Annotated in this window: 9 protein-coding genes; 2 read left to right on the top strand and 7 right to left on the bottom strand. The window is 72.4% G+C overall.

Annotated features, from left to right (window positions below; all coding sequences use genetic code 11):
• Positions 1 to 4: 4 nt before the first annotated feature.
• From ABZ434_RS05260 to ABZ434_RS05240, 5 genes are all read right to left on the bottom strand, one after another.
• Positions 5 to 1,621: a succinic semialdehyde dehydrogenase gene (locus ABZ434_RS05260; RefSeq protein WP_359132177.1), complete on the bottom strand. Its 1,617-nt coding sequence runs from the start codon at positions 1,619 to 1,621 to the stop codon at positions 5 to 7.
• 186 nt (positions 1,622 to 1,807) lie between these two features.
• Positions 1,808 to 3,484, bottom strand: coding sequence for a serine/threonine-protein kinase (locus ABZ434_RS05255; protein ID WP_359132175.1), 1,677 nt, complete (start codon positions 3,482 to 3,484; stop codon positions 1,808 to 1,810).
• Positions 3,485 to 3,615: 131 nt separating this feature from the next.
• Entirely contained in the window at positions 3,616 to 6,357 is a 2,742-nt protein-coding gene (locus ABZ434_RS05250; protein ID WP_359132173.1) for a protein kinase, read from the bottom strand.
• 179 nt (positions 6,358 to 6,536) lie between these two features.
• Positions 6,537 to 8,486 (bottom strand): serine/threonine-protein kinase, encoded by a 1,950-nt coding sequence (locus ABZ434_RS05245; RefSeq protein WP_359132171.1) that lies wholly within the window; start codon positions 8,484 to 8,486, stop codon positions 6,537 to 6,539.
• Between the two features lie 508 nt (positions 8,487 to 8,994).
• Positions 8,995 to 10,701 carry a glycerol-3-phosphate dehydrogenase/oxidase gene (locus ABZ434_RS05240; RefSeq protein WP_359132169.1) on the bottom strand — a complete coding sequence of 569 codons (1,707 nt, stop codon included), beginning with the start codon at positions 10,699 to 10,701 and terminating at the stop codon, positions 8,995 to 8,997.
• A 248-nt stretch (positions 10,702 to 10,949) separates the two neighbouring features.
• Between ABZ434_RS05240 and ABZ434_RS05235 the strand changes: the two genes are divergently transcribed.
• Both ABZ434_RS05235 and ABZ434_RS05230 read left to right on the top strand, forming a co-directional pair.
• Complete coding sequence (locus tag ABZ434_RS05235; protein ID WP_359132167.1) at positions 10,950 to 12,212, top strand: nucleotide sugar dehydrogenase; 1,263 nt, start codon at positions 10,950 to 10,952, stop codon at positions 12,210 to 12,212.
• Positions 12,213 to 12,318: 106 nt separating this feature from the next.
• Positions 12,319 to 12,906 (top strand): hypothetical protein, encoded by a 588-nt coding sequence (locus ABZ434_RS05230; protein WP_359132164.1) that lies wholly within the window; start codon positions 12,319 to 12,321, stop codon positions 12,904 to 12,906.
• A 78-nt stretch (positions 12,907 to 12,984) separates the two neighbouring features.
• Here ABZ434_RS05230 and ABZ434_RS05225 read toward each other — a convergent pair whose 3' ends face one another.
• Together ABZ434_RS05225 and guaB are read right to left on the bottom strand one after the other, a co-directional pair.
• Positions 12,985 to 14,109, bottom strand: coding sequence for a GuaB3 family IMP dehydrogenase-related protein (locus tag ABZ434_RS05225; protein ID WP_015610798.1), 1,125 nt, complete (start codon positions 14,107 to 14,109; stop codon positions 12,985 to 12,987).
• A 105-nt stretch (positions 14,110 to 14,214) separates the two neighbouring features.
• Positions 14,215 to 15,717 carry an IMP dehydrogenase gene (gene guaB, locus ABZ434_RS05220; RefSeq protein ID WP_359132162.1) on the bottom strand — a complete coding sequence of 501 codons (1,503 nt, stop codon included), beginning with the start codon at positions 15,715 to 15,717 and terminating at the stop codon, positions 14,215 to 14,217.
• Positions 15,718 to 15,727: the final 10 nt, after the last annotated feature.

Raw genomic sequence — 15,727 nt, 5'->3', positions numbered from 1 at the left:
GGGGTCAGCGCAGGCGGAAGGCCTTCATCGCCTTGAGGCTGCGGCTCATGAACGCCGCGTACTTCTCGTCGTCCATCCCGAAGGACGGGGCGAGCGGGATCAGCCGCTGCTGCGCGACGGTCTGGGCCTCGGTGTACTTGAGGATGCCCTCGGAGCCGTGGCGGCGGCCGAGGCCCGAGTCCTTCATGCCGCCCATCGGGGACTGCACGCTGCCGTAGGCGGGGGCGTACCCCTCGTTGATGTTGACCGTTCCGGTCCGCAGCCGGGCGGCGACCTGGTGGCCGCGCCGTCCGTCCTTGGTCCAGACACTCGAATTGAGGCCGTACGGAGTGGCGTTGGCGAGGGCGACGACCTCGTCCTCGTCGCTGAAGCGGTAGATGGAGACGACCGGTCCGAAGGTCTCCTCGCTGCAGACGGCCATCGGGGCCTCGACGCCGTCGAGGATGGTCGGCTCGTAGAACAGCGGGCCGATGTCGGGTCGGGCGACCCCGCCGGCGACCAGCCTGGCTCCCTTCTCGACGGCCTCCGCGACGTGCCGGCTGACCGTCTCCAGCTGGCGCTCCCCGACGAGCGAGCCCATGTCGGCGCCGTACGCGAGACAGGAGCCGAGCCGCATCGCCTTGGTACGGGCGGCGAACCGGGACACGAAGTCGTCGGCGATCGACTCGTGGACGTACAGCCGCTCGATGGAGATGCAGAGCTGCCCGGCGGAGGAGAAGCAGGCGCGGACGGCTCCGGCGGCGGCCTTCTCCACGTCGGCGTCCTTCAGGACCAGCATGGCGTTCTTGCCGCCGAGCTCCAGCGAGACGCCGACGAGCCGGGCCGCGGCACCCTGGGCGACCTCGCGGCCGGTGCGGGTGGATCCGGTGAACGAGACGTAGTCGGCGTGCTTGACGACCTCGGGGCCGACGACGGGTCCGTCACCGAGGACGACCTGGAACACCTCGGCCGGCAGCCCGGCCTCGATGAGCAGGTCGCGGGCCCACAGCGCGGTCAGCGCGGTCTCCGTGTCGGGCTTCATCACCACGGCGTTGCCGGAGACGAACGCGGGCAGCGCGTCGCCGACGGACAGTTCGAGGGGGTAGTTCCACGGCGCGATCTGGCCGACGACACCGCGCGGCTGGCGCAGCTCGGTGACCTTGGTGAGGGTCGGTACGACGCCGGTGTGCCGCTTGGGCTTCAGATACGCGCCGGCCTTGCGGCCGTAGTGCCGGGCGGCGACGGCGACGGCCTGCACCTCTTCGTGGGCGTGCAGCCGGGCCTTGCCGGTCTCCAGCTGGATGAGGTCGAGGACCTCGGACTGGCGGTCCAGGACGAGGTCGTGGAAGCGCAGCAGCACGGCGGCCCTGGCACGGACGGGCATCGCCGCCCAGGCGGGCTGGGCGGCGCGGGCCCGCTCGAAGGCGGTCGCCACGTCCTCGGGGGTGGACTCGGGCAGGTCGGCCAGCTTCTCCCCGGTGAAGGGGGTGTGGTTGGCCGTACGGCCGGAGCCGGCGACGCCGCGGGTCAGCTGGGCGACCACCTCGGGCGTCACGACGTCGGCGGCCGTGCGCACGCCCGCGGGCGCGGCGGCCACGGGGTTCGAACCGGTGGGGGCTACAGGGGCCTGCGAGTCCGTCATGAGGGCGAGAGTACGTCCAGCAGGAAGCTTTGGGTACCCGTGGGTAACAGCTTTTCACAGTCCCCACAACAGCCCTCGGCGGCCACCCACCGATCGAGCCAGTGATCACTGGCTCGATAACCGCTGATCAGGGGGTATATCCCCCGGCATCACCGACCGGGCAGGCCCCGCAGGAGCCGGCCGGGATCAGTTGGAATCCTCCGGCGCACGCCAGCTGCGCAGCATCGTGTTGAAGCGGTCCCGGGTGACGTCCCAGTCGGACTCCGGCCCGGTCATGTACAGCGCGTACTCCGGGCCGCCCTCCTGCGCGTAGTACATCTGGTCGATGGCGTGCCGCGGGCCGACGCCGTCCTTCTCGGTCCAGGTGAACTCCCAGATGGATCCGGGGCAGTCACGGTAGACGTTGCTGTTCATCTCCAGGCTCCGGTAGTCCGGCAGCCGCTCGCGCAGACTCGTCTCCAGGTTCTGCATGTGCGTGTACGAGTCCTCGAAGTCGGGGGCCGGGTCCACGCTGTAGCGGAAGTAGTGCACACCGTCGTCCGGGGTGTAGTCGATGTTGGTGCCCTCCACCCGGCGCTCCCAGCCGATCGGCATGAGGATGCTGAACCCGGCGGGGTCCTGCACCCGCCGCCAGCCGTCCGGTACGCCGTCCTTCGCCGCGTCCGACTCCGTCGTGGGAGTCGGCGTGGGGCTGGGGGTGACGGGGCCCGGCGACCGGGTCCCGTGGGAGGCCGTGCCGCCGCTGCCCTTCTCCGCGTCCGCACGGTTCGCGTACATCATCGCGGCGATGCCCGCGCCACCGCCCACCAGCGCCGCCAGCGCGATGACGACGACCGTGGTCCGCCAGCGGCCGCGGCTGCGCCGGGTCACCGGTGCGGTGCCGGGGGCCGGGACGGGCCCGGGGTAGGGCAGCCGGGCCGTGCCGCCGCTCGGCATCCCGCCACCGGAGGCGCCGTCGGAGCCCATCGCGTGCACGGCCTCCTCGGGGACCCGCTGGGTGGGGACGTACGCCTGGGCCGACCGGGGCTCGCGCCCCTCCATGGCCTCCAGCAGCATCCGCTCCGTCTCCTCGGCCGACGGCCGGTCGCCGGGTTCCTTGCGGAGCAGCGCCGTGATGACGTGGCCGAGCGCCCCGGCCCGTGTGGGAACGGGCGGTTCCTCGGTGACGACGGCCTGCATCGTGGAGATCGGGGAGGTGCGCCGGAACGGCGAGCGGCCCTCGACCGCGGTGTACAGCGTGGCGCCCAGCGACCACAGGTCGGACGCGGGACCCGGATCGCCGCCGCGGACCCGCTCGGGCGCCAGGTAGTCGATGGAGCCGACCAGTTCACCGGTCCTGGTGATGGTCGAGTCGCCCTCTATCGCCGCGATCCCGAAGTCGGTGAGCAGGACCCGCCCGTCCCGGGCGAGCAGGACGTTGCCCGGCTTCACGTCGCGGTGCAGCACCCCGGCCCCGTGCGCGGCACGCAGGGCGCCCAGGACGTGGAGTCCGATCCTGGCCGCCTCGCGGGGCTCGGTCTCGCCGGACTCCTTGGTCTGATCGGCGAGTGACGGGCCGTCGACGTACTGCATGACGATCCACGGCCGGTTGTCGTACTCGATCACGTCATGCACGGTGACCACGCCGGGGTGCGTGATGCGGGCGGCGGCGCGGGCCTCCTTCTGGGTGCGCGCGTGCAGCACGACCCGGTCCGCCTCCGCGACGTACAGCCCGGCGGTCAGCTCCTTGACGGCGACGGTGCGGTGCAGCACCTCGTCATGGGCGCGCCAGACCTTGCCCATGCCGCCGCGTCCCAGGACCTCGCCCAGCCGGTACCTCCCGGCCAGCAGCAGTCCCGCTTCCGTGCCCTGTGATCGATCCACGTGTCCCCGCCCCGTTCCTTCGGATGCCAGGTTACGGAGGGGAAGTACGGCCACGGAACCTCGCACCGCTCACGAGATCGCACTGTGATGCTTGTCGCTCCCGGCCCCGCGCGGCGCCGGGCCCTTCTAATTCACTTCGTCACACGGTAGGAGGCGGTGGCCTGTTGGTAGATTTCGGTCACCTTGTCGCGCTGGTCCTCCGGGCCGATGACCTGGAGAATGTGGTAGCGGCCGTCGACAGCCATCACCAGGTTGCGGACGTAGACCTCGCGGCCGTCGGCGTCCTGCCAGGTGAACTGACCCTCCGCCATGGCCTGCCGTCCGACGTCGATCCGGCGCAGCCCGCTCGCCGACGCCCAGCTGGAGTCGCGGAACTGCTTCAACTCCGGCTCCTTGTTCCGCTGGTAGTCGAGCGGATCGGCGCCGCCCGCCTTCACGGTGTCACGCCCGGGGACGACGAGGAGGCTGAAGCCGTCGCTCCCGTAACGGATCTGACGGTCCGCGTTGGCGGGGCTGCGCTGCCATCCCTTGGGCGCACCGACCTCGAAGCCCTCGGGGTCCTTGCGCAGGGTGTAGCCGGGTGCGAGTGCGACGGCGGAGCGGCTGGTCTGCGGCTGCTGTGCGCCGGAGGAGCGCGAGGGGGACGGCTCCCCGGTGTCCTGACCGCCGTCCTCGGGTGCGCCGGACGCGGTACGGGAGGGTGTGACGCCGGCCCCGGACTCCGTACCGGACCTGGGCATGAACATCACCGCGTACGCGACCGCCGCGGCCAGGAGCAGCAGGATCAGGACGAGCAGCAGCCGGCCGAGCCGGCGCGGCGCGCGGGTCCCGCCCTGCTGCGGGCGGGGCGGGGTGCGCAGCGCCTTGGGGCCCTTGGGCTCGCGCGGCGGCCTGGGGTTCCTGGGCTCCCGGAGCTGCGGTGCGGCCCGCTCCGCGGGTTCCAGCCGTTCCTTGGTGTGGCGGTGACGGCCGTGCGCCGCCCCGCCACGGCGGCCCCGCCGCTTGCGGACGAGTTCACCGCGGCGGCGCACGACGGGCAGCCGGGTGGCGTCGGCGGAGGGCAGCGGCACGACGTCGAGACCGGCCTCCGGCTCGGGCGCCGATCGCACGAGGGAGCGCAGCCAGCCACGCAGCTCCTCGAAGTCCGGGCGCTCGTCGGGGTCCTGGCGCAGCAGCGACTCGACGACCGGCCGCAGCGCGCCGCACTCCTCTGCGAAGGCCGGCGGTTCGCCGCAGACCATCTGGACGAGTTCGGCGGCGTTCTCCTCGGGGTACGGGGCGTGGCCCTGCACGGCGCGGTAGAGCAGCGCGCCCAGCGCCCAGAGGTCGGTGGAAGGGCCGATGGGCGGTGCCAGCTGCCAGTTCCCGTGTACCGGGCCGGCCTGCTCGGGCGCCCAGCGCTCGGTGACCGCGCCGACGACGGCGATCCGGGCCTGCCGCGCGCGCTCGGCGGCCAGGGTGGTGGCGGGACCGCGGTAGGCGGACGTGTCGCGGCTGCCGGCGACGATCTCGTCCCAGCGGCCCGGGGAGGCCTCCCGGGTGGTGGCGGGCAGTTGCGGGCGAGCGGACGGGGTGGCGCCCTGACGCCGGGAGTCGGCGCGCAGGGCGTCCTCGTTGGAGCCCCCGGCGGGCACCGGGCGCCCGCGGCCGGGGCCGTCGTCCCAGGAACCGGTCAGGTGGAGCCGCCGGGGCGGCGGGCCGTCGTCGCCGTCGTCGTCGTACGCGTCCTCGTCGTCGTACAGGTCCTCGTAGGCGTCCGGGGTGCCTGGCCGGCCGAGGGGCTGCCGCGGGTGCGTGGGTCGCTGGACCGGGAGGGTGCCGGTGTCCTGCGCCTCGTCCGTTCCCGCCCGGCGCTCCTCCTCGCTGACGCGGGCGGCGGCGCGGGCGCCGGCCCGGTACGCGGCGATGGCTCCCGCACGCGCGGCCCGCGCCCGCGCGGTGCCGTCCTCGGAGGCCGGAAGGGGCAGGGCGGCGGGCGGCGACGGGCGGCGCACGGCCTCCAGCTCGCCGGCTCCGTTGGGCTGCCCGGGACCGCCCCCGGGCCCCGACTCGATGGCCGCGGGTCCCCGGGAACCGGGCACCTCGGGCGGACCGTACGGACCGGCAGGCCCCGGCTCGACGGCACGGGGGCCGTACGGATCGGAACCGTCGGGCTCCGCCGCCCCCGGCAGGCCGTACGGGCCGGTGTCCTCCGCCGCGGGCGCGGGCGGGGCGTACGGGCCCGTGGGGCCGGACTCGACCGCGGGACCGCCGTAACCGTCCGCGCCGTCGTCGTCGTCGGTGCGCGGCACCGGCACGTACCCGCAGAGGGCCTCCTCGGCCGCTCCCGCCGCCAGGCCGGTCAGCACGACGCGCCCGTCGTCGCAGATGAGCACCGTGCGCACGGTGATGTTGCGGTGGGTCCAGCCGTGGGCGTGCAGGACGCGCAGCGCGGTCAGGACGTCGGAGCCGATCTCGGCGGCCCGGTAGGGATTGAGCGGGCGCTCCGCGAGCAGGGCGGCCAGCGGCCGCGCCGCCACCAGTTCGCTCACGATCCAGAGGGAACCCGCCTCCGCGAACACGTCGAAGACCTGGTCCAGGCGCGGATGGTCGGGCACCTGGGCCGCCGCCTGGGCGGCCTCGATGGCGCGTCGCACCGCGGGATCGCCGGACCGCCGCACCGTCCGCCCGCCGGCCCGCCGCGCCGCCGTGGGCAGCCCGTCCGCGTCGAGCACCTCGGCGTCCACGACCTCCGGCAACGGCACCTGACGGACCAGCACCTCCTGGCCGCTGTAGGTGTCGAACGCCCGGGTCTCGACCAGTTCGTACTCGTCGGACGGGGGCAGCGGAAGGCGGTAGCGGTCGGCAAGCACCCGACCCGCATAGTCGTCCACGACGCCTCCCCAGAGCGCGCTGTCCCCCGGTCACGTAGACCGCACAATGCCGTCAATTGCGGTCACTTACTGTGCAATTGCCTTGCGGTTTCGGCTGCGTACGGTCTTCGAGCTCTCACAATACGTGGCAAGAGGCGGCCGCGCGGCAGGGTCGGCGCAACCCGGCCGGACGGCTCGGCTCAGTCGAGCGGCTTGAACGTGTCGAACGCCGTCCTGCGCAGCGTCCGGCACTCCGTGCTGTCCCACGCGTCGGCCGGGCAGCTGATCATGATCGCGTACCCATGACCGGCGTCGACCTTGAATCCCCGGTTGAGCACCCGGACCCGCTGCCCCTGCTGCGTGCGTTCGAACTGCCAGTCGGCGACCGTCGGGTAGCCCTTGTACTGCACCTTGTTTATGCCGAGATGGTGGTACCCGTTACTGGTGCCGGCCACGGCGGCCCTGGCCGCGTTCCAGGCCGCGGCGGCGTCGCCGCCGGGCGAGTCGGTGTAGTCGACCTGGATCCGGGGAAAGCCGCCGCTGACGTTGTATATGGCGCCGGAGTTGTCGCCCGCCGTCTTGTCGAAACGGAAGTCCTTGGGCATCACCATGGAGAAGTGGAACTTCTTGTTCTCCACCGCCTTGTAGCCGGCGGGTACGGCGTCGTCCCGCTTGTCGCCCTGCGAGTCGTCGGATCCCTTGCCGGAGTCGTCGCTACCGCCCTGACCGCCGTCCGTCCCCTGGTCGTCCTCCTTGCCCTGCTCCTTGCCGCTGCCCTGCTCCGTGTCGGCGGTGCCGCCGGAGCCGCCGGAGCCGCTGCCGGCGGAGGAACCGGCCGTGGCGGACGCGCCGTCCTTGGCCTTGCCCGCGTTGCCGGAGCCCTCGTCGCCCCCGCCGAGCGTGAGCGCGAGGACCGTACCGAGCACGGCGAGCACGATGACGGCCGCGATGATCGCCAGGGTGCGGCGGGGAACCACGTCCGTGAGGGACGCGCGGGGGGTGACCGGCGAGGTGGCCGGACGCGGCGGCGGTACCGCCCCCGAGGGGGAGGCCGTGGCCGTCGTGGGAGCCGTGGCCGGCCGGGCCGGAGCGGAGGCCACGGCACCGGCGGCGGCCGCCGCGGGCGCCGCCTTCGCGTTCCGCGCGGAGCGCAGCGCCCCGCGCAGCCGGTCCCGGGCGCCCTCGCCCGTGTCACCGGACTTCTGCGCCGCCCGGGGCGTGGCGCCGGCCACGTTCTTGGGGAGCGCCATCACCTGGGTGGCGTCGGCCGGCGGCGGAACCGGGGCCTCCGGCTGCTCCAGGGCCTCGATCACGTCGTTGAGCAGGGCGCGCGCGCCCGCGTCGTCGAGCCGCTGCTCCGGGTCCCGGGCGAGCAGCCCGTAGATGACCTCCTCCAGCGGGCCCGCGTTCTTCGGCGGGTCGAGCGGCTCGGTCATCACGGCGGTCAGGGTCGCGATCGCGGACCCCTTGTCGTACGGCGGGCAGCCCTCGACGCTCGCGTACAGCAGTCCGCCGAGCGACCACAGGTCGGCGGGCGGGCCGGGCTTGTGGCCGCGGGCGCGCTCCGGCGAGATGTACGAGGGGGCGCCGACGAGCATGCCGGTGGAGGTGACCGACGGGTCGCCCTCGACCTGGGCGATCCCGAAGTCGGTCAGCACGACCCGGCCGTCCTCGGCGATCAGCACGTTGGACGGCTTCACGTCGCGGTGCAGGATGCCCTCGCGGTGCGCCGAGCGCAGCACGTCGAGGATGGCGAGGCCGACCTCGGCCGCCCGCTTCGGCGTCAGGACGCCGTCCTCACGCACCGCCTCGGCCAGTGACTTGCCCTCGATGAGTTCCATGACGATCCACGGCCGGTCGTCCTCGTCGACCACGTCGTAGACGGTGACCGCGCCGTTGTTACGGATCCGGGCGATCGCCTTGGCCTCGCGCAGTGTGCGCGTGATGAGCCGACGCTTCTCGTCGTCGTCGATGGCCGACGGGAACCGCAGTTCCTTGACCGCGACCGTGCGGCCCAACGTCTCGTCGACGGCGCGCCAGACCGTGCCCATTCCGCCCCGGCCGAGCACCTCTCCGAGCCGGTACCGCCCCGCGAGAAGACGTCCGTCCTTGTCCCGTTGGGGCTCCCGTGCCTGCTCCGCCTCCGACATGCGTCCCCTCTGCGATCAACCCGCCCTGGCAGAGCGTTCATTGTCCCTCACCCCGGGACCGGTCCTGGTGCCGGGTCCGGGGACCGTCATAAGTGGCCCGCGAAAGGGATTTCCGGTCGGGCCCGTCCACACGGCGCTGCCTCGCCGCGACCGTGAACTCCCGCTCTGCCTCCGCCTCTGCTCCGCCCAGAGAACCACATCCCGCCCGGACACCCCTCCTGCCTACCACGACCCGCCGTCCGGGGCGACGCTCCGAACCGCGGCATTCCCGGGCCGCTCCGGCGCACCGCCCCCAGGGCCGCGCCCCGTGCCCTGCCGCCCCACTCGAACCCGCGCTGCCGAGGCCGGAGTTCCGTGCACGCTCGCGCCGCCGCCCCACCCGGCCGGCGGCAGGCGACCGAGGAGCGGGGCGTGGCGGCAGGTCCGGCTGTCCGCTGCCGTGGCAGCCGGGGGTCTGCCCCGTGCGGCGTCGCGGGACGACTCCGCACGGGCCGAGGGCGGACACACGCTAGATGGGCACGATGTCCGGCGCCCCGAGCCGTGCCGCGTCCGCCGTCAGGTCGTCGGGCTGGCGCTGCGACTCCCGCTCCGCCTCCACCCTCTTCTCGTAGTGGGTGACCTCCCGCTCGATCCGGCCCCGGTCCCAGCCGAGCACCCCCGCCATGAGCTCCGCGCACAACTGTGCGGAGCGGGTGCCGCGGTCGAAGGTCTCGATGGAGATCCGGGTGCGCCGGGTCAGTACGTCGTCGAGGTGGCGGGCACCCTCGTGCGAGGCCGCGTAGACGATCTCGGCCTTCAGATAGTCGTCGGCGGCCGGCAGCGGCTCGCCCATCACCGGGTCGGCGACGATCAGCTCCAGGATCTCCTCGGTCATGGAGCCGTACCGGTTCAGCAGGTGCTCCACCCGGGCGACGTGGAGGCCGGTCCGGGCGGCGATCCTGGCCCGCGCGTTCCACAGGGCGCGGTATCCCTCGGCTCCCAGCAGCGGGATGTCCTCGGTGACGCACTCCGCGACCCGCTGGTCGAGGCCGTGCACCGCCTCGTCCACGGCGTCCTTGGCCATCACCCGGTACGTCGTGTACTTGCCGCCCGCGACGACGACGAGGCCCGGCAGCGGGTGGGCCACCGTGTGCTCGCGCGACAGCTTGCTGGTCGCGTCCGACTCGCCGGCCAGCAGCGGGCGCAGCCCCGCATAGACGCCCTGGACGTCGTCCCTGGTCAGCGGGGTGGACAGGACCGAGTTGACGTGTTCGAGCAGATAGTCGATGTCCGCGCTGGACGCGGCGGGATGCGCCTTGTCCAGGTCCCAGTCGGTGTCCGTCGTGCCGACGATCCAGTGCCGCCCCCACGGGATGACGAACAGGACGGACTTCTCGGTCCGCAGGATCAGGCCCGTGGAGGAGTGGATGCGGTCCTTCGGGACGACCAGATGGATGCCCTTGGACGCCCGTACGTGGAACTGTCCGCGCTCACCGATCAGCGCCTGGGTGTCATCCGTCCAGACGCCGGTGGCGTTGACCACCTGTTTGGCCCTGACGTCGTACGTACCGCCCTCCTCGACGTCCTCCACGCGGGCGCCGACGACCCGCTCGCCCTCCCGGAGGAAGCCGATCACCCGCGCCCGGTTCGCCACCTGCGCGCCGTACCCGGCGGCGGTGCGCACCAGAGTCGCCACATAGCGGGCGTCGTCCATCTGGGCGTCGTAGTACTGCAGGGCCCCCACCAGGGCGTCCCGCTTCAGCGCCGGCGCGACCTGCAGGGCCCGGCGGCGCGAGAGGTGCCGGTGCACGGGCAGTCCGCGGCCGTGCCCGGACGACACCGACATCGCGTCGTACAGCGCGACGCCGGAACCGGCGTACAGCCGCTCCCAGCCCTTGTGCTGCAACGGATAGAGGAACGGCACCGGCTTCACCAGGTGCGGGGCCAGCCGCTCCAGCAGCAGCCCGCGCTCCTTGAGCGCCTCGCGGACGAGCGCGAAGTCGAGCATCTCCAGATAGCGCAGCCCGCCGTGGATCAGCTTGCTCGACCTGCTCGACGTGCCGGACGCCCAGTCGCGCGCCTCGACCAGCCCCGTCGAGAGCCCTCTCGTCACCGCGTCGAGTGCCGTCCCGGCGCCGACCACGCCCGCCCCCACGACCAGCACGTCCAGTTCGCGCTCGGCCATCGCGGCGAGCGCCTCGGCGCGCTCCGCGGGTCCCAGTGTCGCTGTCCTCACTGCTGCCTCCCGGTAGATCGGGGTGGTCCGGCACGGGGATGCGGTCCGACCGCGGGGTCGGGTGCCCGTGCCCACCTCTCGATTCTGTCCGTGCTCCGCAACTTCAGCCACCGCCTGTGGACAACACCCGGACGACAGGGGCCGCACAATGCGACATATAGGTCATATTTACGCCTAGTCTGACATTGCGCTGTCCCCAGCAGTTGCGCTTTCCGTCTTCATGGTCTTAGGGAAGGACGGCCACCCACGTGCCTGCAGACCTCGCCGTCATCGGACTCGGTCACCTCGGCCTGCCCCTCGCCCAAGCCGCCGTCGCCGCCGGTATCCAGACCATCGGCTACGACACCGACCCCCGGGCCTTCGCGGAACTCTCCGCGGGCCGCACCCCCGTCGAGGGATCGCTCACCGCCTCCGACATCCGGCGGATGCTCTCCGGCGGATTCCGCCCCACCACCGACCCGGCCGAGCTGGGCCGGGTCCGTACCGCTGTGATCTGCGCCCCCACCCCCCTCGGTGCCGACCGCACCCTCGACCTAGACGGCGTGGCCGACGCGGCCCGCGCCCTGGCCGCCCGGCTGCGCCCGCACACCACCGTGCTCCTCGAATCGGCCGTCCATCCCGGCACCACCGAGAACTTCCTGCTCCCCCTCCTCGAAGAGGGCTCCGGGCTGCGCGGCGGACGCGACTTCCACCTCGCCCACTCCCCCAGCCGGCTCGACCCCGGCAACCGCACCCACGTCTACGCCAACACCCCCAAGGTCATCGGCGGCCTCACCCCCGCCTGCACCGAATCGGCCGCCGCCTTCTACAGCCGGCTCACCGACAAGGTCGTCCGCGCCCGCGGCCCGCGCGAGGCCGAGATGACGAAGGTCCTGGAGACCAACTTCCGGCACGTCAACATCGCCCTGGTCAACGAGATGGCCGTGCTCTGCCACGACCTCGGCGTCGACCTGTGGGACGTCATCCGGTGCGCCGAGACCAAACCCTTCGGCTTCCAGCCCTTCCGTCCGGGCCCCGGCGTCGGCGGCCACGGCGCGCCGGTCGACCCCGGCTACTGCCCGTACAACAGCCGCACGCCCGGCCACCCGCTGCGGATGGTCTCGCTCGCCCAGGAGATCAACGACCGGATGCCGCAGTACGTGATCCAGCGCTGCGCCACCCTTCTCAACGAGCACGGGAAATCCGTCCGGAGCGCCCGGATCCTCCTCCTGGGCGTCACCTACAAACCCGACCTCGCCGACCAGGAGGCCTCGCCCGCCCACGAGATCGCCACCCGGCTGATGGACATGGGCGCCCAGGTCGGCTACCACGATCCGCACGTTCTGGACTGGCGCGTACGCGAACTCCCGGTCCCCCGTGCCGATTCGCTCTACGAAGCCGCCTCCAGCGCCGATCTGACGGTGCTGCTCCAGCACCACCGCACCTACGACCTCCAGGGCCTGGCCGTGAAGGCGCAACTCCTCCTCGACACCCGTGGAGCGACACCGGCAGGAGCCGCGCACCGGCTTTGATCGCAGTCCCCCCAAGGATTCCGGTGGGTCGATGTCGGAACCGACTGCTAGCCTGCGGCGTCACTCATCGCACACTCGTGCGCCACAGTCCCAGGGGGAACCCACCATGAGCACGCCCGTACCACCGCCGAACCAGCCGTACGACGCCCAGCCGCAGCCCGGCAACCCGTACGCCGCGCAGCCCGGCCAGCCCGTCCAGCCCGGCGCCCCGACCGGCAACCCGTTCGCGGGCCAGCAGCCCGTCGGCGCTCCGTTCGGCGGGGGCGCACCGTTCGCCCCGGTCGCGCCGGCGCGCAACAACGTGGGCCTCGGCATTGTCGTCGCGCTCGTCGCGGCGCTCGTGGCGGCGGGCATCTACGGTGCGATCATCGGCGCCACGAAGCACGAGATCGGCTACGCGGCCGTGGGTGTCGGCGCCATCGTCGGCTTCGCCGCCGGCAAGCTCGGCGGCCGCAACCCGGCCCTGCCGGTCATCAGTGGCGTCCTCGCGCTGGTCGGCGTCTACCTGGGCCAGCTGCTCGGTGAGGCGATCATCATCAGCAAGCAGCTGCCGCTCTCGGTCACCGAGATCTTCACCGAGCACTTCAGCGACCTGAACACGGTGTGGAAGGAAGACTCCGACGCCATGAGCTTCGTGTTCTTCGTGGTCGCCGCCGTGGTCGCGTTCTCCACGGCCCGCAAGACGTCCGACTAGTCGCGGACCGCAGGCAGGACACACGGGAGGGCCCGGACCGCGATCGCGGTCCGGGCCCTCCCGTCATGCTCCGTGCGGTCAGCGGCGGTGCTGCGAGTCCGCCACCGTCACCTCGACGCGCTGGAACTCCTTGAGGTCGCTGTACCCCGTCGTCGCCATCGCCCGGCGCAGGGCGCCGAAGATGTTCATCGAGCCGTCGGGCGTGTGCGAAGGACCGGTGAGGACCTCCTCCGTCGTCCCGACGGAGCCGAGGTCGACCAGCTTGCCGCGCGGCACGTCCTCGTGGACGGCCTCCATGCCCCAGTGGCGGCCGCGGCCCGGCGCGTCCGTCGCCCGGGCGAGCGGGGAGCCCATCATCACGGCGTCCGCGCCGCAGGCGATGGCCTTGGGCAGGTCGCCGGACCAGCCGACGCCGCCGTCCGCGATCACGTGCACGTACCGGCCGCCGGACTCGTCCATGTAGTCACGGCGGGCCCCGGCCACGTCGGCGACCGCGGTCGCCATCGGGACCTGGATGCCGAAGACGTTGCGCGTGGTGTGCGCGGCGCCGCCGCCGAAGCCGACGAGGACACCGGCCGCGCCCGTACGCATCAGGTGCAGGGCCGCGGTGTACGTGGCGCAGCCGCCGACGATCACCGGGACGTCCAGCTCGTAGATGAACTGCTTCAGGTTGAGCGGCTCGGCCGCACCCGAGACGTGCTCCGCGGAGACCGTCGTACCGCGGATGACGAAGATGTCCACACCCGCGTCGACGACGGCCTTGGAGAACTGCGCGGTGCGCTGCGGGGAGAGCGCGGCGGCGGTGACGACACCGGAGTCGCGCACCTCCTTGATGCGCTGACCGATCAGCTCCTCCTGGATGGGGGCGGAGTAGATCTCCTGGAGCCGGCGGGTCGCGGCCTCGACGGGCATCTCGGCGATCTCGTCGAGGAGCGGCTGCGGGTCGGCGTGCCGGGTCCACAGGCCTTCCAGGTTGAGCACGCCGAGCCCGCCGAGCTCACCGATGCGGATGGCGTGCTGCGGGGAGACCACGGAGTCCATGGGAGCGGCCAGGAACGGCAGCTCGAAGCGGTAGGCGTCGATCTGCCAGGCGATCGAGACCTCCTTCGGGTCGCGGGTCCGGCGGCTCGGGACGACGGCGATGTCGTCGAATGCGTATGCCCGGCGGCCGCGCTTGCCGCGCCCGATCTCGATCTCAGTCACGATGGTGTGGCCTTTCCCTCTACGTCTGCGTTGTCCAGTATCCCCGACACAGCAAGGAGGGGCGGTCCCGGGAATGCCGGACCGCCCCTCACCTGCGCTGTCGCGTTACTTCCTGCTGTAGTTCGGTGCTTCGACCGTCATCTGGATGTCGTGCGGGTGGCTCTCCTTGAGACCCGCCGAGGTGATCCGTACGAAGCGGCCCTTGCTCTCCATCTCGTCGACGGACGCCGCGCCCACGTACCCCATCGTCTGGCGGAGACCGCCGACGAGCTGGTGCAGGACGTTGGCCAGCGGGCCGCGATAGGGGACCTGGCCCTCGATGCCCTCGGGGACGAGCTTGTCGTCGGAGGAGACCTCGGCCTGGAAGTAGCGGTCCTTCGAGTACGAGCGGCCCTGGCCGCGGGACTGCATCGCGCCCAGCGAACCCATGCCGCGGTACGACTTGAACTGCTTGCCGTTGATGAAGAGGAGCTCGCCCGGCGACTCCTCGCAACCCGCGAGCAGGGAGCCCAGCATCACGCTGTCGGCACCGGCGGCGAGCGCCTTGCCGATGTCGCCGGAGTACTGGAGGCCGCCGTCGCCGATGACCGGGACGCCCGCCGCACGGGCGGCCAGCGCGGCCTCGTAGATCGCGGTGACCTGCGGGACGCCGATACCGGCGACCACACGGGTGGTACAGATCGAACCGGGTCCGACGCCCACCTTGACGCCGTCCACGCCGGCGTCGATCAGGGCCTGGGCGCCGTCGCGGGTCGCGACGTTGCCGCCGATGACGTCCACGTTCACGGCCGACTTGATCTTCGCCATCCAGTTGAGGGCGTTGCTGTTGTGGCCGTGCGAGGTGTCGACGATCAGGAAGTCCACGCCGGCCCCGGCCAGCGCCTGGGCGCGGTCCAGCGCCTCCGGGCTGGCACCGACGGCCGCGCCGACGAGCAGCCGGCCCTCGGCGTCCTTGGCCGCGCCCGGGTACTGCTCGGCCTTCTTGAAGTCCTTGACCGTGATGAGGCCCTTGAGGATGCCCGCCTCGTCGACCAGCGGCAGCTTCTCGATCTTGTGGCGGCGCAGCAGCTCCATGGCGTCCACGCCGGAGATGCCGACCCGGCCGGTGACCAGCGGCATCGGCGTCATGACCTCGCGCACCTGGCGCGAACGGTCCGACTCGAAGGCCATGTCGCGGTTGGTGACGATGCCGAGCAGCTTGCCCGCCGGGTCGGTGACCGGGACACCGCTGATGCGGAACTTGGCGCAGAGCGCGTCGGCGTCGCCGAGGGTGGCGTCCGGGCCGACCGTGATCGGGTCGGTGACCATGCCGGACTCGGACCGCTTCACCAGGTCGACCTGGTTGACCTGGTCCTCGATCGAGAGATTGCGGTGGAGGACACCGACGCCGCCCTGACGGGCCATGGCGATGGCCATGCGCGCTTCGGTCACCTTGTCCATCGCGGCGGAGAGCAGCGGGATGTTCACGCGTACGTTCCGCGAGATGAGCGTCGAGGTGTCGACCGCGTTGGGCAGCACTTCAGATGCGCCCGGCAGCAGCAGCACGTCGTCGTATGTCAGCCCGAGCGTCGCGAACTTCTCGGGCACTCCGTCGACGTTTGCAGTCATGACACCTTCC

The organism is Streptomyces sp. NPDC005761 (genome assembly GCF_040630635.1).
GTDB lineage: Bacteria > Actinomycetota > Actinomycetes > Streptomycetales > Streptomycetaceae > Streptomyces.
This window is presented reverse-complemented; position numbering and strand designations above follow the sequence as displayed.